This window comes from Mesorhizobium atlanticum, from assembly GCF_003289965.1.
In the GTDB taxonomy this organism is placed as follows: Bacteria; Pseudomonadota; Alphaproteobacteria; order Rhizobiales; family Rhizobiaceae; genus Mesorhizobium; species Mesorhizobium atlanticum.
Map to the genome: position 1 here is coordinate 67,028 of NZ_QMBQ01000004.1, position 24,092 is coordinate 91,119.

The 24,092-nt window shown below is 63.4% G+C and carries 22 protein-coding genes and 1 riboswitch; of the genes, 9 read left to right on the top strand and 13 right to left on the bottom strand.

Annotated features, from left to right (window positions below):
• The first annotated feature begins 91 nt into the window (after positions 1 to 91).
• From mmsA to araD1, 3 genes are all read left to right on the top strand, one after another.
• Positions 92 to 1,627, top strand: a complete 1,536-nt coding sequence (gene mmsA, locus DPM35_RS14035; RefSeq protein ID WP_112127893.1) for a multiple monosaccharide ABC transporter ATP-binding protein — start codon at positions 92 to 94, stop codon at positions 1,625 to 1,627.
• On the top strand, positions 1,624 to 2,916 hold the full coding sequence (mmsB, locus tag DPM35_RS14040; protein WP_112127894.1) for a multiple monosaccharide ABC transporter permease: 1,293 nt from the start codon (positions 1,624 to 1,626) through the stop codon (positions 2,914 to 2,916). Before mmsA ends, mmsB begins: the two co-directional genes overlap by 4 nt.
• 200 nt (positions 2,917 to 3,116) lie before the next feature.
• The gene (gene araD1, locus DPM35_RS14045) at positions 3,117 to 4,112 is read left to right on the top strand and encodes an AraD1 family protein (RefSeq protein ID WP_112127895.1); all 996 of its coding nucleotides are present in this window, start codon (positions 3,117 to 3,119) and stop codon (positions 4,110 to 4,112) included.
• Between the two features lie 43 nt (positions 4,113 to 4,155).
• Here the strand turns inward: araD1 and DPM35_RS14050 are convergent, their stop codons facing one another.
• Positions 4,156 to 5,250, bottom strand: coding sequence for a 2'-deoxycytidine 5'-triphosphate deaminase (locus tag DPM35_RS14050; protein ID WP_112127896.1), 1,095 nt, complete (start codon positions 5,248 to 5,250; stop codon positions 4,156 to 4,158).
• A gap of 116 nt (positions 5,251 to 5,366) precedes the next feature.
• Positions 5,367 to 5,444: riboswitch (SAM riboswitch) on the top strand.
• Between the two features lie 57 nt (positions 5,445 to 5,501).
• Between DPM35_RS14050 and DPM35_RS14055 the strand changes: the two genes are divergently transcribed.
• A complete protein-coding gene (locus tag DPM35_RS14055) occupies positions 5,502 to 6,692 on the top strand; it encodes an O-succinylhomoserine sulfhydrylase (RefSeq protein WP_112127897.1) in 1,191 nt (396 codons plus the stop codon).
• A gap of 26 nt (positions 6,693 to 6,718) precedes the next feature.
• Here DPM35_RS14055 and DPM35_RS14060 read toward each other — a convergent pair whose 3' ends face one another.
• The gene (locus DPM35_RS14060) at positions 6,719 to 7,861 is read right to left on the bottom strand and encodes a ceramide glucosyltransferase (RefSeq protein ID WP_112127898.1); all 1,143 of its coding nucleotides are present in this window, start codon (positions 7,859 to 7,861) and stop codon (positions 6,719 to 6,721) included.
• 276 nt (positions 7,862 to 8,137) lie between these two features.
• Here DPM35_RS14060 and apaG point away from each other — a divergent pair, with 276 nt between their 5' ends.
• Positions 8,138 to 8,530, top strand: a complete 393-nt coding sequence (apaG, locus tag DPM35_RS14065) for a Co2+/Mg2+ efflux protein ApaG (RefSeq protein WP_112127899.1) — start codon at positions 8,138 to 8,140, stop codon at positions 8,528 to 8,530.
• Positions 8,531 to 8,734: 204 nt separating this feature from the next.
• Here apaG and DPM35_RS14070 read toward each other — a convergent pair whose 3' ends face one another.
• The 3 genes from DPM35_RS14070 to DPM35_RS14080 all read right to left on the bottom strand — a co-directional run bounded on the left by DPM35_RS14070 (position 8,735) and on the right by DPM35_RS14080 (position 12,017).
• Entirely contained in the window at positions 8,735 to 9,766 is a 1,032-nt protein-coding gene (locus DPM35_RS14070) for an Hsp33 family molecular chaperone (RefSeq protein ID WP_112127900.1), read from the bottom strand.
• Between the two features lie 123 nt (positions 9,767 to 9,889).
• Positions 9,890 to 10,801 carry an ornithine carbamoyltransferase gene (argF, locus tag DPM35_RS14075; protein WP_112127901.1) on the bottom strand — a complete coding sequence of 304 codons (912 nt, stop codon included), beginning with the start codon at positions 10,799 to 10,801 and terminating at the stop codon, positions 9,890 to 9,892.
• Between the two features lie 16 nt (positions 10,802 to 10,817).
• Entirely contained in the window at positions 10,818 to 12,017 is a 1,200-nt protein-coding gene (locus tag DPM35_RS14080) for an aspartate aminotransferase family protein (RefSeq protein WP_112127902.1), read from the bottom strand.
• Between the two features lie 357 nt (positions 12,018 to 12,374).
• Here DPM35_RS14080 and DPM35_RS14085 point away from each other — a divergent pair, with 357 nt between their 5' ends.
• On the top strand, positions 12,375 to 12,893 hold the full coding sequence (locus DPM35_RS14085; RefSeq protein WP_095819596.1) for a GcrA family cell cycle regulator: 519 nt from the start codon (positions 12,375 to 12,377) through the stop codon (positions 12,891 to 12,893).
• Positions 12,894 to 13,015: 122 nt separating this feature from the next.
• Here DPM35_RS14085 and DPM35_RS14090 read toward each other — a convergent pair whose 3' ends face one another.
• The 3 genes from DPM35_RS14090 to DPM35_RS14100 all read right to left on the bottom strand — a co-directional run bounded on the left by DPM35_RS14090 (position 13,016) and on the right by DPM35_RS14100 (position 16,209).
• Positions 13,016 to 14,026, bottom strand: coding sequence for a magnesium and cobalt transport protein CorA (locus DPM35_RS14090; protein ID WP_112127903.1), 1,011 nt, complete (start codon positions 14,024 to 14,026; stop codon positions 13,016 to 13,018).
• 86 nt (positions 14,027 to 14,112) lie between these two features.
• On the bottom strand, positions 14,113 to 14,835 hold the full coding sequence (gene phoU, locus DPM35_RS14095) for a phosphate signaling complex protein PhoU (RefSeq protein WP_112127904.1): 723 nt from the start codon (positions 14,833 to 14,835) through the stop codon (positions 14,113 to 14,115).
• A 108-nt stretch (positions 14,836 to 14,943) separates the two neighbouring features.
• Positions 14,944 to 16,209, bottom strand: a complete 1,266-nt coding sequence (locus DPM35_RS14100) for an ATP-binding protein (RefSeq protein WP_112127905.1) — start codon at positions 16,207 to 16,209, stop codon at positions 14,944 to 14,946.
• Between the two features lie 202 nt (positions 16,210 to 16,411).
• Between DPM35_RS14100 and ppk2 the strand changes: the two genes are divergently transcribed.
• Complete coding sequence (gene ppk2, locus DPM35_RS14105) at positions 16,412 to 17,317, top strand: polyphosphate kinase 2 (protein ID WP_112127906.1); 906 nt, start codon at positions 16,412 to 16,414, stop codon at positions 17,315 to 17,317.
• 121 nt (positions 17,318 to 17,438) lie between these two features.
• Here ppk2 and DPM35_RS14110 read toward each other — a convergent pair whose 3' ends face one another.
• From DPM35_RS14110 to DPM35_RS14120, 3 genes are all read right to left on the bottom strand, one after another.
• Positions 17,439 to 18,188, bottom strand: a complete 750-nt coding sequence (locus tag DPM35_RS14110) for an enoyl-CoA hydratase-related protein (RefSeq protein WP_112128461.1) — start codon at positions 18,186 to 18,188, stop codon at positions 17,439 to 17,441.
• Positions 18,189 to 18,202: 14 nt separating this feature from the next.
• On the bottom strand, positions 18,203 to 18,841 hold the full coding sequence (locus tag DPM35_RS14115) for an acyl-homoserine-lactone synthase (protein WP_112127907.1): 639 nt from the start codon (positions 18,839 to 18,841) through the stop codon (positions 18,203 to 18,205).
• A 273-nt stretch (positions 18,842 to 19,114) separates the two neighbouring features.
• Positions 19,115 to 19,846 (bottom strand): helix-turn-helix transcriptional regulator, encoded by a 732-nt coding sequence (locus DPM35_RS14120; RefSeq protein ID WP_112127908.1) that lies wholly within the window; start codon positions 19,844 to 19,846, stop codon positions 19,115 to 19,117.
• 278 nt (positions 19,847 to 20,124) lie between these two features.
• Here DPM35_RS14120 and DPM35_RS14125 point away from each other — a divergent pair, with 278 nt between their 5' ends.
• Positions 20,125 to 20,946, top strand: coding sequence for an ABC transporter substrate-binding protein (locus tag DPM35_RS14125; protein WP_425373382.1), 822 nt, complete (start codon positions 20,125 to 20,127; stop codon positions 20,944 to 20,946).
• 14 nt (positions 20,947 to 20,960) lie between these two features.
• Here the strand turns inward: DPM35_RS14125 and DPM35_RS14130 are convergent, their stop codons facing one another.
• Positions 20,961 to 21,374: a tellurite resistance TerB family protein gene (locus DPM35_RS14130; protein ID WP_112127909.1), complete on the bottom strand. Its 414-nt coding sequence runs from the start codon at positions 21,372 to 21,374 to the stop codon at positions 20,961 to 20,963.
• Between the two features lie 207 nt (positions 21,375 to 21,581).
• Between DPM35_RS14130 and DPM35_RS14135 the strand changes: the two genes are divergently transcribed.
• Positions 21,582 to 23,231, top strand: a complete 1,650-nt coding sequence (locus DPM35_RS14135) for a lysine--tRNA ligase (protein WP_112127910.1) — start codon at positions 21,582 to 21,584, stop codon at positions 23,229 to 23,231.
• Here the strand turns inward: DPM35_RS14135 and DPM35_RS14140 are convergent.
• The gene (locus DPM35_RS14140; protein WP_245431538.1) at positions 23,194 to 24,090 is read right to left on the bottom strand and encodes a thermonuclease family protein; all 897 of its coding nucleotides are present in this window, start codon (positions 24,088 to 24,090) and stop codon (positions 23,194 to 23,196) included. The two genes, DPM35_RS14135 and DPM35_RS14140, sit on opposite strands and share 38 nt — an antisense overlap.
• Positions 24,091 to 24,092 lie beyond the last annotated feature (2 nt).

A 24,092-nucleotide genomic window follows, 5' to 3' on the forward strand; every position in this document is an offset into this window, starting at 1 on the left:
TTCTGTGGCGTCACGCGCCGCAGTATGTTGATTTCGCGCATGAGCCCTTCCGGAGTCCGATCCGGAGCCATGCGCCCAAGGAGCAGACCCGATGGCCTCGACGATTTTGGAGATGCGCGACATCACCAAGACGTTCCCCGGCGTGAAGGCGTTGTCGAACGTCAATCTCAGCGTCGAGGAAGGTGAGATCCACGCCATCGTGGGCGAGAACGGCGCCGGCAAGTCGACGCTGATGAAGGTGCTGTCAGGCGTCTATCCGTCCGGCACCTATGAGGGCCAGATCGTATTTCGCGGCCAGGAATGCCATTTCAAGGGCATTCACGACAGCGAGCATATCGGCATCGTCATCATCCACCAGGAGCTTGCCCTGGTGCCGATGCTGTCGATCGCGGAGAACATCTTTCTCGGCAATGAGCACGCCACCTATGGCGTCATCGACTGGGACGCCAACGAGACGCGCACGGCCGCCCTGCTCAAGAAGGTCGGGCTCAAGGAAGATCCCAAGACGCTGATCACCAATATCGGCGTCGGCAAGCAGCAGCTGGTCGAAATCGCCAAGGCGCTCAGCAAGGAAGTGAAACTCCTGATCCTGGACGAGCCGACGGCCTCGCTCTCAGAAAAGGACAGCCAGGCGCTGCTCGACCTCCTGCTCGAGTTCAAGCGCCAGGGCATGACCTCGATCCTGATCTCGCACAAGCTCAACGAGGTGAACCGCGTCGCCGACAATGTGACAGTGATCCGCGACGGACGCACCATCGAGACCTTGCCGAGGAAGGACATCTCGGAAGACCGCATCATCACCTCGATGGTCGGCCGTTCCCTCGACGACCGCTACCCGCCGCGCGAGCCGCAGATCGGCGAGGTCATCTTCGAGGTGAAGGACTGGTCGGTCTACCACCCAATCCATGCCGAGCGGCAGGTGATCAAAAACGTCAACCTCAATGTGCGCAAGGGCGAGGTGGTGGGCATTGCCGGGCTGATGGGCGCCGGCCGCACCGAATTCGCGATGAGCCTGTTCGGCCGCTCCTATGGCCGGCACATCACCGGCGAGGTGTCGCTCCACGGCAAGCCGCTCGACCTCTCGTCGGTGAGCAAGGCGGTGGAGAACCGCATCGCCTATGTGACGGAGGACCGCAAGACCTACGGCCTCAACCTCATCGACCACATCAAGCACAATGTGACCTTGGCCAATCTTGGGGGCGTTTCCAGCCGCGGCGTCATCGACGACATGCGCGAGATGAGCGTCGCCAACGACTACCGCAAGAAGACCAACATCCGCGCCTCCAGTGTCTATCAGCTGACCGGCAACCTGTCGGGCGGCAACCAGCAGAAGGTCGTACTTTCGAAATGGCTGTTCGCCGACCCGGAAGTGCTGATCCTCGACGAGCCGACGCGCGGCATTGACGTCGGCGCCAAGTACGAAATCTATACGATCATCGCCCGCCTCGCCGCCGAGGGCAAAGCGATCATCGTCATTTCGTCGGAAATGCCCGAATTGCTCGGTATCACCGACCGCATCTATGTGATGAACGAAGGGCGTATCGTCGGCGAAATGGCAGCAAGCGACGCCAGCCAGGAAAAAATCATGCGCGCAATCGTTCGGGGAGAAGGAAAAAAAGCATCATGAGCACAGAAAGCGCTCCCGCGCCGCAGAGCGGCGTCGCCGAAGACGTCAAGCAGGGTCCGCGCATCGCCGTCTCGGCGCTGACGACGAACCTGCGCGAATACGGCCTGATCATCGCGCTGATCGTCATCATGCTGTTCTTCCAGTACACGACGTCGGGCACGCTGTTCAAACCGGTCAACCTGTCGAACCTGGTGCAGCAGAACTCGTTCATCATCGTGATGGCGCTCGGCATGCTGCTGGTGATCGTCGCCGGCTATATCGACCTCAGCGTGGGATCGGTGGCAGGCTTCATCGGCGCGCTAGCGGCGATGATGATGGTGATCTGGCCGCTGGGCATATTCTCGAATCCGCTGGTGGTCTCGATCGTCTGCCTGATCGTCGGCGCGCTGATCGGGGCGGCGCAAGGCTACTGGATCGCCTATCACCGCATACCGAGCTTCATCGTGACGCTTGCGGGCATGCTGATCTTTCGCGGCATCTGCCAGGCGCTGCTTGGCGGCGGCTCGTCGGTCGGCCCGCTGCCGGACAGCTTCAAGGCGCTGAGCTCCGGCTTCATTCCTGACGTGATCGGCCCGCTGACACTGATCCCGCCGACGGTCAATGCCGCCGGCAAGACCATCGTCGGCAGCGGCTTGACGCTGCATATGACGACGATCGTGCTCGGCCTGATCGCCGTGCTCGCCTACGCCTATTTCGGCTTCAGGACGCGGCGCAAGCGCGAGCGTCACGGCTATGAGGCGGAGCCCTTCCCGCTGTTCGTCGTCAAGACGCTAGTCGGCAGCGCGCTGGCGCTGTTCCTGGTGTTCCAGTTCGCCAGCTACAGGGGCCTGCCGGTCGTGCTGCTGGTGATGGGCGTGCTCATCTCGCTGTTCGTCTTCGTCACCAAGCGCATGACCATCGGCCGCCGCATCTATGCCATGGGCGGCAACGCCAAGGCGGCGCAGCTCTCGGGCATCAACACCGAAAGGCTGACGCTGCTCGTCTTCATCAACATGGGCGTGCTGTCGGCGCTCGGCGGCCTGATCATCGCGGCGCGCCTCGGCCAGGCCGTGCCGGCCGCCGGTCTCGGCAGCGAGCTCGACGTCATCGCGGCCGTGTTCATCGGCGGCGCATCGGCAATGGGCGGCGTCGGCCAGGTGATCGGCGCCGTGGTCGGCGGCTTCATCATGGGCGTGATGAACAACGGCATGTCGATCATGGGCGTCAATGTCGACTGGCAGCAGGTGGTCAAGGGCCTGGTGCTGCTCGGCGCCGTCATCTTCGACGTCTACAACAAGAACAAGGCTTAAGGGCCGGAACAAAGTTCAGGAGGCATACGGGTTTCAGATCGCGAAGCTGCCGGCAACCCGTCGGCACCAAGAAGTCCACACAAGGACCGAGCTCGCGAACGCAATCCGGACGAAGAGTTTCAACCGTGGCGGGGATCGCTCCACGCCGCGCCGGGTAAGGCTTGCCCGCGGGCGGCCGCTAAATGAGAGAGGATTCGAACATGCTGATCTCCCAGATCCTCGACGACGCCGAGACGATCCGCGTCGTCGCCCGCAATGGCGGCGGCAAGACCAGGGTCATCAATGGCGCACGCAGCGTGTATTCGCTGGCGATGGAGGCCGCGCGCACCGGCACCGGCCTCGAAGCGCTGATCGAGCGTAAGGGTTATGGCGAGACGGTCGATCTCGATGCCGCCTACAAGAGAGGCCGGCTTGTGTCGCCGATCAATCATCCGGACCCGGCGCATCTGCATCTCACCGGCACTGGCCTCACGCATCTCGGCTCAGCGGCGACACGCGATTCCATGCACAAGAAGCTCAGCGAGGGCGGTGAGGAGGAACTCACCGATTCCATGAAGATGTTCCGCATGGGTCTCGAAGGCGGCAAGCCGGCCAAGGGCCAGGTCGGCGTGCAGCCGGAATGGTTCTACAAGGGCAACGGCACGATGGCGGTGGCGCCCGGCGCGCCGCTGATGTCGCCGGCCTTCGCGCAGGACGGCGGCGAGGAGCCGGAGATCGCCGGCATCTATGTGATCGGCGACGACGGCGCGCCGTTCCGTGTCGGCTTCACGCTGTCGAACGAGTTTTCCGATCACGTGACGGAGCGGGTGAACTATCTGTTCCTCGCCCATTCCAAGCTGCGCAATGCCTCGTTCGGCCCCGAGATCCTGATCGGCGACCTGCCGGCCGACGTCCGCGGCTCATCGCGCATCTGGCGCGACGGCAAGCTGCTCTGGGAAAAGCCGTTCCTGTCGGGCGAAGCCAACATGTCGCACACCATCGCCAATCTCGAGCACCACCACTTCAAATATTCCGCTTTCCGCCAGCCGGGCGACGTGCACGTGCACATGTTCGGCACCGCGACGCTCTCCTTTGCCGACGGCATCAGGACCGAGGCCGGCGACACGTTCGAGATCGAGGCGCCGGATTTCGGCCTGCCGCTGCGCAATCCGCTGGAGATCGAAAGGCCGGTGAAGGTGGCGGTGAAGGCGCTGTGATTGGGCGATGTCCCCTTGTGGGAGGAGATTGGCAGTTTCGGTCTCAGCGCGCGGCGCGGAAATGCTTCGAGAGCTTCAGGCCCTGTGCCTGATAGTTCGAGCCGAGGTCGGTGCCGTAGAGCGCCTGCGGGCGTTTCAGCATGTGCTCGTAGACGAGGCGGCCGACGATCTGGCCGTGGTCGAGGATGAAGGGCACTTCGTGGCTGCGCACTTCGAGCACGGCGCGGCTGCCGCTGCCGCCGGCGGCGGAGTGGCCGAAGCCTGGATCGAAGAAGCCGGCATAGTGCACGCGGAACTCGCCGACCAGCGGATCGAAGGGCGTCATCTCGGCGGCATAGAGCGGCGGCACGTGCACCGCTTCGCGGCTGACCAGGATGTAGAATTCGTCAGGATCAAGCACGATCTCGCCGGCGCCGCTCTTGTAGATCGGCTCCCAGAAATCGACGACATCCTGCGCGGCGCGCTTGTCGACGTCGACGAGGCCGGTGTGGTGCTTGCCGCGATAGCCGACAAGCCCGTCCTTGTCGCCGTCGAGATCGATGGAGAGCGCTATGCCGCCGCCGGAAATATTGGGCGGCTCGGTGGCGACCAGCATCTCGGCACGGTGAAGGTCACGCAGCTCGCTTTCCGAAAGCACGGCATTGCCGATGCGGAAACGGATCTGCGACAGCCGTGAGCCGGCGCGCACGACAATCGGGAAGGTGCGCGGGCTGACTTCGAGATAGAGCGGCCCGTGATAGCCGGCGGCGATCTTGTCGAACTCGTGACCGCGATCGGTCATCACCCGCGTGAAGATGTCGAGGCGGCCGGTCGAGCTTTTCGGATTGGCCGAGGCGGAAACCTCGGCCGGCAATGCCAGGCTCTCCAGCAAAGGCACGATGTAGACGCAGCCTGTTTCCAGCACCGCACCCCCGGTGAGGTCTATCTCGTGCAGCTTCAGCCGTTGGAGCTTGTCGGCGACCAGATGATCGGGACCCGGCAGGAAGGAGGCGCGCACGCGATAGGCCTTGTCGCCGAGCCTGAGATCGAGGCTGGCCGGCTGGATCTGGTTGCTGTCCAGCGCGCGCGGCGACTTAAGCGCGTTCGCCTCGAACAACGCCGCGATGTCCTGATCCGGAAGAATGCCTGTCTGCCGCAAAGGCTGGCTCCGTTCACGAGGCCGGGCGAGGACCTTAGCAGGCTCTTGCCGCCCGGCTGGTACAAACCTCTTAATGAAGCCGGCAATTGACGCAAGCGCGGCGTGGGTCTAAAGGGTCGTTATCCCGTGGTGATTTGGCCGGTCGGCTTGCAGCCACGTTAAACAAGTCGCTAAAGGACCGTCGAGCCGCAAGGCTATATGGACCGGTTGCGACTTTCGCGGCCGGTTTTTTTGTGTCTGGAAGCAGGGCTATGAGCACCAAGAAGCGCAACTGGAAACCTCAGACGGCACTCGTGCATGGCGGAACATTGCGTTCCCAGTTCGGCGAGACGGCCGAGGCGATGTATCTCACGCAGGGCTATGTCTACGAGACGGCGCAGGCGGCGGAAGCTCGCTTCAAGGGCGAGGAGCCGGGCTTCATCTATTCGCGCTACGCCAACCCGACCGTCGACATGTTCGAAAAGCGCATGTGCGCGCTGGAAGGCGCCGAGGATGCCCGCGCCACGGCCTCCGGCATGGCCGCCGTTTCCGCCGCCCTGCTCTGCAGCGTCAAGGCAGGAGACCACATCGTTGCGGCGCGCGCCCTGTTCGGTTCCTGTCGTTGGGTGGTGGAGACGCTGGCGCCGCGCTACGGCATCCAGTCGACGCTGATCGACGGCACCGACATCGCCAACTGGGAAAAGGCGGTTCAGCCGAACACCAAGCTGTTCTTCCTGGAAAGCCCGACCAATCCGACGCTGGAAGTGGTCGACATCGCCGCGGTCGCCAAGCTTGCCAATTCGATCGGCGCGCGCGTGGTCGTCGACAACGTCTTTGCCACGCCGCTGCAGCAGAAGCCGCTGCAGCTCGGCGCCCATGTCGTGGTCTATTCGGCGACCAAGCATATAGACGGCCAGGGCCGCTGCCTCGGCGGCGTCATCCTGTCGGACAAGAAATGGATCGACGAGAACCTGCACGACTATTTCCGCCACACCGGCCCCAGCCTGTCGCCGTTCAATGCCTGGACGCTGTTGAAAGGCCTGGAGACGCTGCCGCTGCGCGTGCGCCAGCAGACGGAGAGCGCCGGCAAGATCGCCGATTTCCTGGCCGGCAGGCAGGAGATCGCCCGCGTCATCTACCCGGGCCGGGCCGACCACCCGCAGGCCGATGTCGTCAAGAAGCAGATGTCGGGCGGCTCGACGCTGATCTGCCTGGACGTCAAGGGCGGCAAGCAGGCGGCCTTCGCCTTCCAGAACGCGCTCGACATCGTGCTGATCTCGAACAATCTCGGCGACGCCAAGAGCCTGATCACCCATCCAGCGACGACCACGCATAAGAACCTCAGCGACGAGGCGCGGGCCGAACTCGGGATTGGGCCCGGCACGCTCAGGCTCTCCGTCGGCCTGGAGGACACCGACGATCTGCTGGAAGACATCGAGCTGGCGCTGAAGGCGGCCAGATAGGCCTGTAAACACCGCGGGAGATCGCCTCAGGCGATCTCCTCGAGCTCCGTCAGCTCGCGGGTGTGGATGGTCATGGCGTTGCCCCGCCATTCGACAGCGCCGCCGAACCAGGCGCGCGCCCAGATGGCGGGCAGCATGACGTCGCGCACGATCATCGCGGTGACGCTGCGCGGCGACAGGTACCAGCCCTTGGCCAAGGCCAGCAGGCTTTCCGGCAGGTAGGCGATCGCCAGCGCGCACAAAGCCGTGGTGGAAAGGCTGACGCCGGCGCTTGCCGCGGCGATCAGCGCCAGCAGCAGCGGCACCGCGGCGCCCGTCAGGATCTCCGGCGCGAAGAACAGCGGGAACGTGACCCGGCGCAGCCGCGCCCATCGCGTCTGCCGCGACCAGATCTCGGCGAAGCTGCGCTGTCCGAGCGGCTGCTCGAAAGGCGAGGCGACGAGATTGACGTGCAAGCCCACGCTGTTGACCAGCTTGGTGGCGGCGGCGTCCTCGGCGATCTCGGCGGCCAAGGCCTGGATGCCGCCATTGGCGTCCAGCATCGGCTTGTTCCACAGCATGCTCTTGCCCTGGGCGAAGCCGAGGCCGAGCGTTTCGCCGGCATATTGCCAGCGCGCCTGCAGCGTGTTGAGGAAGGCGCATTCGACTTCGGCCCAAAAACCGTCCGGCCGCGAGCCGATCGGCGTCGAGCAGACGAGGCCGGTGTCCGGCCGCCATGCCGCCATCAGATGCTGGACATAGTCCTTCGGCATCAGCACGTTGGAATCGGCGAGGATCACCCAATCGTGCCTGGCCGCCTGCCAGCCCTTGACGCAGTTGTTGAGCTTGGGATTGGCGCTGACGCGGTCGTCGCCGATCAAAAGCCGCGCGGCCACCTTCGGATGGCGCGCGATCGCCGCCTCGATAAGCCTCACCACCGGGTCCTCGGCGTGCGCTACGCAGAAGATCAGCTCGTAGCGCGGCCAGTCGAGCGAGAAGGCGCGCTGCAAGGTCTCTTCCGTGAACGGCTCGACGCCGCGCGAAGGCACGATGATCGAGACCGGCTGCGCGCCAGCCGGCGGCGCAATAACATGGCGCCGTTTCAGTCGCGACGCGGCGAGCAGGATGCTGGCGAGGTTCGAGAGGAGAAGGGCTGACGACGCCAGGCCGGCTGCGATAGTCAGTTCCATCGAGATCTGGTCACTCTATCTCTTTGCTTTCACGCAATTCCGGACGGAAAACCGCTCACACTTTTCCTGGAATTACTTCAGGCCGCATACGGCGTTTCATCAGTCACAGAGCGCCCGAGTCGCCCGGCACGGTTTGTGCACACCAACATTGTCATGTGTCACTTAAATGACATTGTTTTTCGGCAGGTGCGCTACAAGGCTGGCAGGATGGTCGGCGCTGCGCGTTTAAAAAGCGAAGCGCGACGAAATGTTCCGCGGCGGCAACCGGAGTGGCCCATGTATCGCGCAGTGACGCGCAACATCGAAGTGCTGGTCAGGCCCTTCTATCTGGAGGATAGATCCGATCCGTCGGAGAACCGCTATGTCTGGGGCTATCAGGTGACGATCGACAATCGCTCCGACGAATTCGTGCAGCTTTTGTCGCGCTACTGGCACATCACCGACGGCCAGGGCCGTGTCGAGGAAGTGCGCGGCGCCGGTGTTGTCGGCGACCAGCCGGAGCTCAATCCCGGCGACAGCTATCAATACACATCAGGCTGCCCACTCTCGACACCGTCGGGCATCATGGTCGGCCACTATACGATGCGCAACGGCCGCGGCGAGACGTTCGATATCGCCATACCGGCATTTTCGCTCGACATGCCGGGGACAAGACGGACGGTGAATTAGCCGTCGGCGATTGGCGTCTTTCTCCCCCGTTCTACGGGGAGAAATGCCCGGCAGGGCTATGAGGGGCAGCACCGGGCTTCTGAGATTTCCTTGAGGCGAAGGACAGCGACGCCACGGCGGACGCCATCTTCGCCAACGTTGGCGCCGCCCCTCATCCGCCCTTCGGGCACCTTCTCCCCGTAGAACGGGGAGAAGGAACGGGCGTCACTCCACCGCGAACTCGGCCGGATCGAAGTCGTATTGCGTCGAGCAGAACTCGCAGGCGACGTGGATGCCGCCCTCCTCGGTCGAGTCCTTAATCTCCTCAGCCGAGAAGCCCTGGAGAATGCCGTGGATCTTCTCGCGCGAGCAAGAGCACTGGTCGTCGACCGGCACGCCACGGAAAACGCGCACGCCGTGCTCGTGGAACAGCCGGTAGAGCAGCCGCTCGGCGCCCACAGTCGGGTCGATCAGTTCCGTCGGCTCGATGGTGCCGAGCAGCGCCAACAATTCCTGCCAGGAATTGTCGGCCGGGTGGTCCGTCAACTCGCGGTCGTCGCCGTCGCCGCCCGAAATATCGGGAATGCGCATGCGCTCCGGCGCCTGCGGCAGGAACTGCGCCAGGATGCCGCCCGCCCGCCACTGCTCGCGTGCGCCACCCGGGCCGGGCGTGACCAGCTTGGCGACCGACATCTTGATATCGGTCGGGATCTGCTCCGACTGGCGGAAATAGGTGCGCGCGGCATCCTCCAGCGAGGTGCCGTCGAGTTGGACGATGCCCTGATAGCGCTGCGTGTGCGCGCCCTGGTCGATGGTCAAAGCCAGCACGCCGTTGCCGAGCAGCGCCTGCTGCGAGGTCTCGCCGGCGGCGATCAGGCCCTGCAGCCGGTCGGCGTCGAAGCGCGCATAGGCGCGCAGCGCATTCGGCGTGGTGAAATCGGCCACCAGCATGTCGACCGGCCCGTCGGTGCGGGTCTGCAGGATGAACTTGCCTTCGAATTTCAGCGAGGTGCCGAGCAGCACCGTGAGCACGCAGGCTTCCGCCAACAGGCGGGCCACGGGCTCGGGATAATTGTGGCGGCTCAGAATGGCGTCGAGCATCGGCCCGAGCTGCACGGTGCGACCGCGCACATCGAGCGGGGCGACCTCGTAAGGCACGACGTGATCGTCGCCGGCGAAGCCGAATTCACCGAGTTGGGGTTTATGCTCAGCCAAGGTCTGGGTTTCCAACATGACAAAACTCCGGGGCGCAGCCATGCAACCCGATGAGCCGCATGCGTCGAAGCGCGTTCAATTTACGTGATGGCCCGCAGATAGGCATCACATATCCCCGGATCAAGTCGACCCCAATCGGGCCGGAAGCGGTCAGGTCCGCCCCTCTCAAGCGCCCAGGCACCAGGCCAGCACCGCCTTCTGGGCGTGCAGCCGGTTCTCGGCCTCGTCGAACACCACCGAATGCGCACCGTCGATCACATCGTCGGTGACCTCCTCGCCGCGATGCGCCGGCAGGCAGTGCATGAACAACGCATCGGGCTTGGCCTTGGCCATAAGCGCCGCATTGACCTGATAGGGCAGGAAGACGTTGTGGCCGCGAGCGCGGTGCTCCTGGCCCATCGAGACCCAGCTGTCGGTGACGACGCAATCGGCCTGGTCGACGGCTTCCTCGGCGGACCTGGAAAACCGGACCTTGCCGCCATTGGCTTTCGACCAGTCGACATATTTCTCGAAAGGCTCGCTGCCTTCCGGCACCGCGACATTGAGGTTGAAACGGAACCGCGCCGAGGCTTCGAGCAGCGAGTGCAGCACATTGTTGCCGTCGCCGGTCCAGGCAAATGTCTTGCCCGCCACCGGACCGCGATGCTCCTCGAAGGTCATGATGTCGGCCATGATCTGGCAAGGATGCGTGTCGTCGGTCAGCCCGTTGATGACGGGAACCGTGGCGTTCTCGGTCAGCTCGATCAGCCGGTCATGCGAGGTGGTGCGGATCATGATGGCGTCGACATAGCGCGACAGCACTTTTGCCGTGTCGGCGATGGTCTCGGAGCGCCCGAGCTGCATCTCGGTGCCGGTCAGCATGATCGTCTCGCCGCCGAGCTGGCGCATGCCGACATCGAAGGACACGCGCGTGCGCGTCGACGGCTTGTCGAAGATCATGGCCAGCACCTTGCCATCGAGCGGTTTGGAGCGCTCGCCCGCCTTGAGCCTGGTCTTTCGCGCCACCGCGTCGTCCAGCATGACGCGCAGGTCGCCCGCCGAAACGGCGGATAGGTCGGTGAAGTGGCGGACGCTCATCGGCAGGTTCCAGAAATTACTTCGCGGCTTCAGCCGCTATCGCGTCGGTCAGGCCCTTGGCACCGCCGCGTATGCGCTTCAGCGCCTCGCCGATCTCCTCGTCGGTGACGGTGAGCGGCGGCAGGAGGCGGATCACGTTGTCGCCCGCCGGCACGGCAAGCAGATGCTGGTCGCGCAGCGCCATGTTCACCTTGGTGTTGGGCATGGCGCATTTCAGGCCGAGCATCAGGCCGGTTCCCCTGATGCCTTCGATGACCTCGGGAAATTCATCCGCGACCGAGGCCAGACCTTGTTTCAACAGCAGCGCCTTGCGCTGCACGTCCTCGAGGAAGCCGTCGGCCAGCACCACGTCGAGCACGGCATTGCCGACCGCCATCGCCAGCGGATTGCCGCCGAAGGTGGTGCCGTGCACGCCGGCGGTCATGCCGGTCGCCGCCTCATCCGTGGCAAGGCAAGCGCCCATCGGGAAGCCGCCGCCAATGCCCTTGGCGATCGCCATCAGGTCGGGCGTGACCCCGGCCCATTCATGCGCGAACAGCTTGCCGGTGCGGCCGATACCGCACTGGACCTCGTCGAAGATGAGAAGCAGGCCGTGCTGGTCGCAGAGCTGCCGCAGCCGTTTCAAGGACTGCGTCGGCACCGGGCGTATGCCCCCCTCGCCCTGCACGGGCTCGATCAGGATGGCCGCGGTCTCCGCCGTGATCGCCTTCTCCGCCGCGTCGATGTCGTCGAATGCAACCTGGTCGAAGCCTTCGACCTTGGGCCCGAAGCCTTCGAGATATTTGTACTGGCCGCCGGCGGCGATCGTCGCCAGCGTGCGGCCGTGGAAGGCGCCCTCGAAAGTAATGATGCGAAAACGCTCGGGATGGCCCTTGACGAACTGATAGCGCCTGGCCGTCTTGATGGCGCATTCCAGCGCCTCGGCGCCCGAATTGGTGAAGAACACCTTGTCGGCAAAGGTGGCATCGACCAGCCGCTCGCCCAGCCGGCGCTGTTCCGGGATCTCGTAGAGATTGGAAACGTGCCAGAGCTTGGCGGCCTGTTCGGTGAGCGCCGCGACCAGATGCGGATGGCTGTGGCCCAGCGAATTCACCGCGATGCCGCCCGCGAAGTCGAGATATCGCTCGCCCTTGTCGGTGACCAGCCAGGTCCCCTCCCCACGGTCGAAAGCCAAGGGTGCGCGGGCAAAGGTCTCGTAAAGCGCCGAACCGCTCATTATATGCGTCTCCGGAACCGGAAATCAAAAAAGCCGCCAATGCGGCGGCCTTTGCGGCTTATCATGTTTTTCGGCCATGAAGTCAACGAAAACGTCACGCAGAAGCGCGTGGCAAGCCCCGACGTCACGCCGGCTCATCAGTAGTCAGGCAAGTTGGGGAAAACCGTAAAAACCGAATCGGTGTTGCCTTTGGGACTCTTGTCACCGAGTCAGCGCATAAGGTAATTGTAGTCGAGAAATAACTATATTTCGTGCGGCGGACCTAAATCACCCGGTACATGTGGTGTCGTTTGCCCGGCGAGAGCCGGCTCGGGAAAGGATTCTGGCTGCCGTACGCATTAGCAGGAGCGCGGTCTCATGAACTGGACTGACGAGCGGGTAGAACTTCTCAGGAAATTGTGGTCGGAGGGTCTGAGCGCAAGCCAGATTGCCGCACAGCTTGGCGGAGTGAGCCGCAATGCCGTCATCGGCAAGGTGCATCGCCTGAAGCTGTCGGGCCGCGGCCGCGCGACGGCTGCCCCGGCGCGCCAGAAGAAGGTGACGCAAGGCGCCTCGATGCAGAAGTCGGTGGCTCGCGCCGCGAGCCCGGCGCGCCATGTGACGGCGACCATCGGCGCCACCGCGCTGCAAGTACAGTTCGACGCCGAGCCGGTCGCTCGCCATTACATCCGCCCGGTCGAGAACGTCGTGGTGCCGATCTCGCGCAACCTGCAACTCGTCGAGCTGACCGAACGCACCTGCAAATGGCCGAACGGCGACCCGCTCTCGGAAGACTTCAGCTTCTGCGGCAACGACGCCGCCGAGACGGGACCGTATTGCAAGTATCATTCCCGGGTGGCGTTCCAGCCGGCGGCGGAACGGCGCCGCGCTCGCTGAATAGCGAATAGCGAATAGCGAATAGCGAATAGCGAATAGCGAATAGCACGGCTTGGCTTCTGTGACAGGGAGCAAGCCGTTTTTTCGTTGTTCCCTATTCGCTGCTCCCTATTCGCTTCCGCTCACAGCCACCCGTTTTTCTTGAACCGCCAGTACAGGAACGAGCAGATCGAGGCCATCACCAGCAGAATGACGGGATAGCCGTATTCCATTTTCAGTTCCGGCATGTCGGTAAAATTCATGCCGTATATGCCGGCGAAGGCGGTGGGCACGGCCAGGATGGCGGCCCAGGAGGCGAGTTTCTTGGAGATCGCCGTCTCCTGGCTCTGGCCGACGAGAAGGCTCGCTTCGAAGGCGAAGGCCAGAACCTCGCGCAGGGAGTCGATCTTTTCCTGCACTGTGCGGATATGGTCGGTCACATCGCGAAACAGCGGATGCATGGCGGCATGGATCTGCGGCAGCTCGGCGCTGGTCAGCCGGCGGCAGACCTCGACCAGCGGCAAGGCCGCGTTGCGAAGCCGCAGCAGGTCGCGCCGCAGCATGTAAAGCCGTTCGATATCGGCGCCGGTCATCGGCTTTAGAAGCACCTTGTCCTCGATCGCCTCGACCTCGTCCTCGATCTGCTCCAGCACCGGCATGTAGTTGTCGACGATGAAATCCAGGATGGCGTAGAGGACGAAATCCTCGCCTTTGGCCAGCGAGTGCGGGCAGCTTTCCCAATGCTGGCGCACGGCGGCGTAGGAGGTGGACGGACCGTGCCGGACGCTGACGATGTAGCCGGTGCCAACGAACAGATGCGTCTCGCCGAAGGTGACGCGACCTTCGATTAATTGCGCGGTGCGCGCGACGATGAACAGGGCATCGCCATATTGCTCGATCTTCGGGCGTTGATGCGGATGCTCGGCATCCTCGATTGCCAAATCATGCAGGTGGAACTGCGACTGCACCCTGAGCAGAAGATTGCGATCGGGCTCGAGCAGGCCGATCCAGACGACATGGCCGGGTTTGGCGGCCCATTCACCCGCCTGTTCGATCGCGATGTCGGCGACGCGCTTTCCGCCCAAATAGACGCTTGACGCTATGATGCCCGACGTTGGCTGCGAGACCGGGGTCAGGTTTCGAACTTGTTCCATCGCAAACCTCCCGAGACTGCGACTGACAATTCGCCATGCCTGGAACAGCTTAGCCTAAATCAGAAAACCGTTCGAGAGGCGCCCGTTCACTTAGCCGGCACCGTGCCGGGCAGCACCACCTTGTCGGTCTTGTCGCCCTTCGGCCGGTCGGCGGGCATCTGATCGCCGGTGACGATGTAGTAGATGGTCTCGGCGATGTTGGTCGCATGGTCGCCGATACGCTCGATGTTCTTGGCGCAGAACAGAAGATGCGTGCAGGGCGTGATGTTGCGCGGATCTTCCATCATGTAGGTCAAAAGCTCGCGGAACAGCGAGGTGTACATGGCGTCGATCTGGTCGTCCCTGTCGCGCACGAAGCCGATCCTCTCGACCGAGCGCGAGGCGTAGACGTCGAGCACTTCCTTGAGCTGCGTCAGCGCCAGGTCGGCAAGCGCCTCGATACCGCGGAAAAGGCTGTTGGGCTGGCGGCCGTCGACCGAGGCAACGCGCTTGGCGACGTTCTTGCCAAGATCGCCGACACGCTCGATATCGGCCGAGATGCGGATCGCGCCGACGATCTCACGCAAATCCGTCGCCATCGGCTGGCGCCTGGCGATGATGATGATGGCCTTGTCGTCGATCTCGCGCTGCCCCTCGTCGAGGACGATGTCGTCCTGGATGACCTTCTGGGCAAGGCCATGGTCGACATTGACAAGGGCCGCGACAGCCTGCTCGACCATGCGCTCGGCATGGCCGCCCATCGCCGCAATGCGCTTGGACAGGAATTTCAGCTCTTCATCATAGGCACTGACTGTATGGACGGACTGCATCGATATGCTTTCCCGGTTTGTGCCGGCTGGTGCGTTCCCTCAATCTGTCGCTGATACGCGAACCGCATGACAGAAAGAAGAAAATCTCGGTTGGCAACCGGTACATGATCAGCGAGCCGGCAAATGAACCGTGAACGCCGCACCCTTGCCGACTTCCGACTTGATCGACAATCTTGCGTTATGACGGGTCAATATATGCTTGACGATCGAAAGGCCAAGTCCGGTGCCTTTCTGGGTGCGGCTGTTTTCGACATCGACGCGGTAGAAGCGTTCGGTTATGCGCGGGATGTGTTCTTCGGCGATGCCCGGGCCGTTGTCTCTTATGGTGACGTCGATGCCTGGGTCCTGACCGTCGTCGACGCGTGCCATCGAGACGGTCACGCGTCCGCCTGACTGGCCGTATTTGCAGGCGTTCTCCAGGAGATTCTCGAAAACCTGGAAGAGCTCGTCGCGGTCGCCAGGGACTGAAACCGGGCCATCGATGAAGTCCCGCTCGATGACGATGCCGCTCTCGCTGGCCAGCGGTCCGAGCGAATCGATGACGCTGTCGATCGTCTGGCGAAGATCGACCGCGGTGCCTGGCCTCAGATAAGGTTTCATCTCCAGCCGCGAGAGCGAGAGCAGATCATCGATCAGGCGGGCCATGCGTCCCGTCTGGTTCTGCATGATCTGCAGGAACTGGTCGCGCGCCGCCGGATCGTTGCGGGCCGGCCCGCGCAGCGTCTCGATGAAGCCGGCGATCGAGGCGAGCGGCGTACGTAATTCATGGCTGGCATTGGCGATGAAGTCGGCCCGCATGCGATCGATGCGGCGCGTCTCGCTCTGATCCTTGAACACCAGCACATAAAGGCCTGTGGCATGGCCGACCGTTGACGCGCTGACCCGGTATGTCCGCTCCACCGGCAGCTTTTCGGTGTAGTCGACCACATCGGCGGCGAGCTGCCCCGACAGGATGCCGTCCAGCAGTGCCTGCATTTCCGGCGCGCGAAACTTCAATGCCAGAGACATGCCCGGCGCCAGGCCGCCGAAGGCGGCGAAGGCGGCGGCGTTGGCGTGAACCATCGCGGCGGAATGGTCGAAAATGATCAGCGGGTCGGCGACAGCCGCCGCCAGATACTCGCCGGAGAGCCGCTGCAGTCCGCCGGCCTCGATGTCGGCCGCCGTGTCGGCCGACTGGCGCTCGGCATCGGCAGGCAGCATCGCAGCAGCCACCAACAAGGCCAAAGCCGGCAGAAGAACCAAGATGGAGGCGCCGGCGAATGAATAAGCCACAAGGATCGCGACAACGCCCGCGGCAAGCAGCCAGCGGTTGCGCCTAAGCCGCGCCGCCAGGGCCTGCCCCCTGCTCTCCTGCCCCGCGCCCGTCTCTGCCATAGGCCCGCGCCACCCCGCATCCCGTTCGACTGGTCAGCCGGCTCGCTGGACCGGCCTGACGCATGGGCCCCTGGAAATCAGGATCGATTTTCGCGAAGGTTCATGCGCAAAATCAAAATGCTACAGCATCTTTGCGCCCGGAAGGGCGCTTTGCTGCACAGGCTCCATAGCATGAGTCCGCAAACTGGAAAGGTTCGTCTGGATGAAAAAAGCCAAGCAAACGGCTGAAGCGGTGCCGGCCACGGCACCGATCAAGATCAAGATCGGCGGCAAGGAGCGCGAGTTCGACATCGACAATCCGGTGCTGCCCGACTGGATCGAGGACAACAAGCTGACTGCCGGCGGCTATCCTTACGACAAGAAGATGAAAAGCGAGGACTACGAAAAGGAGCTCGAAAGGTTGCAGATCGAACTGGTCAAGGCGCAGGCCTGGCTGCAGACGACCGGCAAGCGGGTAATGGCGCTGTTCGAGGGCAGAGACGCGGCCGGCAAGGGCGGCACGATCTTCGTGCTGCGGCAATATATGAACCCGCGCACGGCACGCAATGTCGCGCTGACCAAGCCGACGCCGACCGAGGCCGGGCAATGGTATTATCAGCGCTATGTCGACCATTTCCCGACTTCCGGAGAATTCGTCACCTTCGACCGCTCCTGGTACAACCGCGCCGGCGTCGAGCCGGTCATGGGCTTCTGCACGCCGGAGCAGCACGAGAAATTCCTCGACGAGACGCCGCATTTCGAGCGGATGATCTGCAACGAAGGCATCCATTTCTTCAAATTCTGGCTGAATATCGGCCGCGAAACGCAGCTTGAGAGGTTCCACGACCGTCGCTGGTCGCCGCTGAAGAACTGGAAGTTCTCCCCGATGGACATCGCCGGCATCAGCAAATGGGACGACTATACCAAGGCGCGCGACAAGATGATCGAGCGCACGCACAAGGAGTTCTCGCCCTGGATCATCGTGCGGGCGAACGACAAGCGCCGGGCCCGGCTTGCCGTGATCCAGCGCATCCTGCTGTCGCTGCCCTATGACGGCCGCGACCTCGATGCCATCGGGAAGCCGGACAAGAAGATCATCGGCGAAGGGCCTGGGTTCCTGAAGGACTGACGCAATGTCGCCCGGAGGTGCGCGGCGGTCCCGGAAAAACGGGATACACCAATCAAGAGCATGAATTACAGCGCCGCGCGGCTTTCGGCTCGCGCGGCGCTGAGACTTTCATGCCGGCCGCTCAGGCGGCCAGGCGGGCTATCCGCTGCAGCCGCTTCAGCGTGGTGTCATCCTGCAGCGCCTGCTGGAACAGCGTGATCTCGTGGTCGATACGATCGCACAACACCGCCGTATCGCCCTTGAGAAGGCTCCGTGTCTGCAGCAATGCCGCCACCGGCTTCTTGGCGAGCTGTTTCGCCCTCGCCAGCGCTGCTTCCTCGGCGCTGCCTTGCGTCACGATCTCGCCGACAAGGCCGAGGGCCTTGGCGTCTTCGGCGCCGAGCGTGTCGCCTAGGCAGAAGAAGCGGAAGGCGCCCGCATAGCCGAGCTTCTGCGGCGCCAGGATGCTGGTCGCCGCGTCCGGCACCAGGCCGAAATCGACGAACGGCACCCTGAAGGTGCTGCCCCTGGAAGCGATCACCATGTCACAATGGAACAGAATGGTGCAGCCGACGCCGACCGCATCGCCGTCGACGCAGGCAAGCACCGGCTTGGGGAAGGTCGCCAGCATGCGGAACATGTCGGTGACGGCGGCGATCAGTTCCCGGTGCTTGGTGGCATCGAGGAATTCCGAGAAATCGCCGCCAAGGCAGAAACAGCCGGCAAGGCCACGCAGCATGACGACACGGACCTCGTCGTTGACGGCCGCCTCGTGGAAAGTCCTGGCAAGGCTCGCATAGGCATGCCTGTCGAGCACCGGCCGGCCGTCATGCGAGGATACGGTGACGACCAGCGTATGGCCGCGCAGTTCCGGTTCGGGATGGAAACTCATGACCACCTCCTCGCTCACGAAGCCTGCTTCAGGCCGAGCAGGCCGGGATAGCCCCGGTTCAGCACCGGCAGATGGTGGTTGCGGCGGGCTCGCACGACCTCGAGCGTGTGCTCGGTGAAGGTGAGCAGCGTCGCCACGACCTGCTGGTTGCCATAGGTGCGCTGGTAGCCGAGCGGCTTTGCCAGGAAGTGCAGTTGCAGCGCCCTGAGCACCCACATCGGCTCGAACTCGATGATGACCTGGTTGACGTTGCGCTTGAGGCCCCATTCAACGAAGCCGGCGATCAGTTCGGTGCCGACCGTCGAGACGCCGCGCTTGCCGTCACGAAAACCCGGAGCCACCGCATAGCGGGTCAGTTCCCACACGTTTGGTCCCGAGGGGGACGGTCCCTCGCAGAGATCGGAGAGCACGTCCGTCAGAAGATGCGGCCGTGTCGTTGGCAGCATGCGCTGGTAACCGGCCAGTTCGCCGTTGCGGATCACAAGGTGGTGTTCGGCCTCGTCATGGTCGAACTGATCTATCTCGAGCTGGTCGGGACGGTCGAGATCGGTCCATCCCATCTCCTCGACGAAGATCTTGTAGCGCAGGCGATGCACGGCCTCCCAAAGGTCGGGGCGTTCCATCAATTCCTGAGTGGTAAGGGCAAAAAGCATTAGCCGTCTCCTGGGCTTAAGAGGATGATACGGCCGGGCTTTCCCGAAAATATTACGCGAACGCGTAGGCAAGAATTCTAGGCCAGCACGGCCGACCTGGCTAATATAGCCATGCCTAATGGCCTCCGCGACTGCCCGCACACGGTTGGGGATGCCCAGTTTGATTTGGCGTTAAGAAATCATTAGTCCTCTCCCAAGAGGGAGATTCGGCTGCGCTTTTCTGAGAATATCACGTGATCACGTAGGCTGAATTTCTCGGTCGGCACGGCCGACCTAGCTAATATAGCCGCGCCTAATCGCCTCCGCGACCGCCTGCACCCGGTTGGCTGCGCCGAGTTTGCTCTTGGCGTTGAGAAGATGTTTCTCGGAAGTGTGTTCCGAGATGCCTAAAATTTGAGAGATCTCCCATTCGGACTTGCCAACGGCCGCCCATTGCAGGCATTCCCGCTCACGTGCCGTCAATTCAATATGATCGACGACGTTGTCGGCCTTGGTGTGCAGTTGCATGGCGCGGCCGATCGCATAGGTCGACGCCAGCGACACCATTCCGAATTCGGCATCCGACAATTCAACGGATTCGCCGCCGAGCGAGACCATGACGATCTGGCCGTCAAGCGTCACCAATGGAAACGCAAGGCCATCGCGCAGCTTAAACTGGCGCGCGTCGCCCATGACCTCGTCGCTGCTCTTGTCGATTACAGCGTTCTTGGACGCGTCCCGCCATTGGAACGGCGCCTGAAGCTGCTTCATGTGACTGACGACCGGATCGTGGTCGACATAATTGCGCGCCACGTAGCGCTCCAGCCATTCGCCGGGCCAATCGCAAAGCATCACATGCTGTTTTTGCCGGCCGCGCGGCGTGCCTGGTTGCGGCACGGTTCCCGCCATCAGGGCGGTCAGGCCGAAATTCGAAGTGACGCCCAGCAGCCTCTCGCAAACCGCCGCCGCGGTGCCAGCATTCTGCAACTGGTCTATGTATTCCAGAGTTCTGTCAAACAGGCCCATCGCAACATCTACCCCATGTTGCTTCTGCTTCTTCGTTACCGACAGTAGACGCTCGAACACTCCTTCGCCATCAACCACGGGTCGCAATGATCTCCGCAAAACCGGTAGCTTCCCCCTTCCGGCGCGCAGGGTCATTTGCAACGGGCTAAACCATACGCTTAATTTAGCCGCTTGAAATCAAAAACCGTTGTGCCTGCATCATTTTCATACGAAAAGCCTCCGAACGGGAACGAGGTCGGAGCCATATCGTGATCTTGCGGTGGATAACTGTGGTCCTGATATCCGCCCTTGCCGGCATATTGCCCTTTGCCAGCGCGACTCAAGGCGCGGAGCCGCAGGTGCCGGTGCTGTGGGATGCCAAGGAGCGGTTGCCGAAACCCGATCTCTCCGCGCTGCCGCGACTGAGATTCCTCACAACCACCGATTTTCCGCCCTTCAACTTCCTCGACGGCTCGGGCCGCCTGTCCGGTTTCCACATCGACCTGGCGCGGGCGATCTGCGCGGAACTGGGCGTCGTCGACAAATGCCAGGTCCAGGCGTTGCCGTGGAACGAGTTGGAGGATGCCCTGCAGAAAGGCGAAGGCGAGGCGATCATTGCCGGGATCGCCGCGACGCAGGAGAGCCGCGAGAAATATGCCTTCTCGCGCTCCTATATGCAGTTCCCGGCGCGCTTCATCATGCCGAAGGCGAAAGCTTTCGCCGAGCCGATCCTCGACAAGCTGCGCAGCAAGCGGGTCGGCGTCGTCGCCGGCTCGGCGCATGAGAAAATGCTGCGCGACTATTTCGCCACCGTGCAGGTGGTGACCTTCGACACACCGGAAGGCCTCTATGCCGAACTCAAGGCCGGCAAGATCGACGCCGCCTTCGGCGACGGCATGCGCTTCGCCTTCTGGTTGGGCGGCTCCGACGCGGCCGGCTGTTGCCGCTTTGCCGGCGGTCCGTATCTGGCACCGGAGTATCTGGGCTCAGGCATGGCGATCGCCACCAGGGCGGGCGATCCCGCGCTGGCCGCCGCCTTCGACTATGCGCTGCAGGAAATCTCGATCAAGGGCACCTTTGCCGAGTTCTATCTGCGCTATTTCCCTGTCAGCTTCTTCTGAAGGTCGCGCCAACACTAAGTGAGCGTGCGCAGGCGCGCTTTCGCGGCACGCGCGATCGCGGCCACCGTCAGCGTGTCGAGATCGAGCTTGAGGCGGATGAGCTGCAGCACGCGCACCTCCTCCATGCGCATTTCGAGATCGACGGCGGCGACCTCGAAAGCGGCGGCGTAAGCGGTGTCGCGCAACCGCTCGGGCAGCGCTTCGGCAATGCGCGCCAGCACGCCTTCCAGCCCGCCCTTCTCATGCAGCGCCTTCTGGCAGGCTTGCGCCACCGGAATCAGCCTGTCCTGGTTGAAGTCGACGAAGACCGGCCAGGAACGGATGACGTCGCCGATCCGCGCCAGTTCGACATCGGTCATGTCGCGATCGGAAGCCGAGGTAATGACCATCAAGTGGATTAAGGCTTCGTGCGGCGTCAACAAAGGCATTCAAAACTCCTGACAGCGTGCATGTCATTCCAAAACCGCGACACACTTTGGAGTGACATGCGTTTGAAAGTGAGGCTCGAAGGTAGGAGCGCGATTGTGGCGCCGCAAGGAAAACCGCCGCAAATCGTTGACGCTCCGGCCCGTCGCGCCTAGAGACCGGTCGACAAATCTTATCCGCCGCAAGACGGCCATGACTGGAACTTCGACATGACGGGATCAAACATCATCGATCTCAATCCCGAGATGCTTGCCGCGGCGGCCGAGAGCAAGGCCTGGCCGTTCGAGGAAGCGAAGAAAATCATCGCCCGGTACAAGGGCAAGGACTTTCCCGAGACCGTGCTGTTCGAGACCGGCTACGGCCCGTCCGGCCTGCCGCATATCGGCACCTTCGGCGAGGTGGCGCGCACGACCATGGTGCGGCATGCCTTCCGCGTGCTGACGCAAGACAAGGTCAAAACCAAACTTCTGTGCTTCTCAGACGATATGGACGGCATGCGCAAGATTCCGGACAACGTGCCGGACCGCGCCGCGCTCGAGCCATATCTGCACATGCCGCTGACCTCGGTGCCCAATCCGTTCGGCGGCGACTATGCCAGCTTCGCCGACCACAACAACGCGATGCTGTGCCGCTTCCTCGACACGTTCGGTTTCGATTACGAGTTCGCCAGCGCGACGAAGTACTACAAGGCCGGCCGTTTCGACGAGGTGCTGCTGCGCGCCGCCGAGCGCTACGACGAGATCATGGGCGTGATGCTGCCGACGCTCGGGCCGGAGCGCCAGGCGACCTACAGCCCGTTCCTGCCGATCTCACCGAAGAGCGGCCGCGTGCTCTACGTGCCGATGATCAATGTCGACGCCAAGGCCGGCACCATCACCTTCGACGACGAAGGCACCGAGACGACGCTGCCTGTCACCGGCGGCCATGTGAAGCTGCAGTGGAAGCCGGATTTCGGCATGCGCTGGGCAGCGCTTGGCGTCGATTTCGAGATGTTCGGCAAGGACCACCAGACCAATGCGGTGATCTACGACCGCATCTGCAACATCCTCGGCGGGCGCGCGCCCGAGCATTTCGTCTACGAGCTGTTCCTCGACGAGGAGGGCCAGAAGATCTCGAAGTCGAAGGGTAATGGGCTCACCATCGACGAATGGCTGACCTACGCGCCGACGGAGAGCCTCGGCCTCTATATGTACCAGCGGCCGCGGCAGGCGAAGAAGCTCTATTTCGACGTCATCCCGAAGGCGGTGGACGAATATTACGCCTTCCTTGGCGCCTATCCGCGCCAGGACTGGAAGGAGCGGCTCGGCAATCCGGTCTGGCATATGCATGACGGCAACCCGCCGGCCATCGACCTGCCGGTGCCTTTCGCGCTGCTGCTCAACCTGGTGAGCGCCTCCAACGCGCATGACAAGGCGGTGCTGTGGGGCTTCATCTCGCGCCACGCGCCGGGGGTGACACCGAAGACGCATCCGGAGCTCGACCGGCTGACCGGCTATGCGATCCGCTATTTCGACGACTTCGTGAAGCCGACCAAGGTTTACCGCGCCGCCGACGAGGTGGAACGCGAAGCACTGGCGAAGCTTTCCGAAGCGCTCGGCGCGCTGCCGCAAGGCGCCGACAGCGAAGCGATCCAGAATGCCGCGCTCAATGTGGCGCGCAAGATCGAACGCTACCAGGACCATTCCAAGCAGAGCCCGGAAGGCGGACCAGGCGTATCGGTCGCCTTCTTCCAAATGATCTACCAGGTGCTGATCGGGCAGGAACGCGGCCCGCGCTTCGGTTCCTTCGCCGCGCTCTACGGCATTGCCGAGACGCGCGCGCTCATTGAGCGGGCGCTGGCTGGTCAGTTGGCGGCGTAACGGCGCCGCCATCGGCCGGCAGGATCGAATCCGGCGCCACCAGCGCCGGGCCCGAGACGGCCGGCACCGCCGGCAGGCCGTCAAGCTTCGGCGCCGGGCCGAAAATACCCTTCCTGGCTGTGCGGGCCTTGTTCTCGGCCTCGACATAGGGGCCGCCTTGCGCGGCGCGCGCCCAGCCGTTCTCGACCAGCCACTGCCCGATGTCCTGGTTGCCGATATGGCATTCGGCGGAAATGGTGTCGCGGCCGCCCTCCGGCGGCAGCGCGCAAGCGACCGCGCGGCCGCGCAGGAAGGCGCGGAAGGCAGTCCTGGCGCGCGCGCCGCAGGCCCAGGTGTGACCCTCGTCGCTGCAGGTTTCGTCTGCCTTGACGGCGTCCACGCCGGACACGGCGACCGCATAGCCCTTCGCCTCGATCAGCCCGGCGGCGGTGGCGACCGGCTGGAACAATTTGGTGCCGTTCCAGTCGCCCGGCATCTTCGTTTTGGGCGGCTTGGGCGGCCCGGCCAGCGCCAGATCGCTGAGCGGCGCACGCGGTTCCACCCGTTCGAGTTCCTGGTCCGACAGTTCGGGCGGCGCCACGACGTCGGGATCGATGGCCCTCGAGTGAACAACGGGGTTCGGTGCCTGCGGAGCGGCTGGCGCGGGAATGGCCGAGGTCATCGGCTCTTCCGGGGGCGTACCCGCGCCGGAAGCGGAGAGCGTGTCGTTGCCGGCGGTGGGGAGCGCATCGGCGACGGGATCGATCTGATCGACCGTGATGGCGCTCTCATGCCCCTTGACCACGCGGCCGCCTGCCACGACGAGCGCGGCCATCGCCGGAACCGCCAGAACCGTCAGGATGATCTGAAGAAGCCGCACCA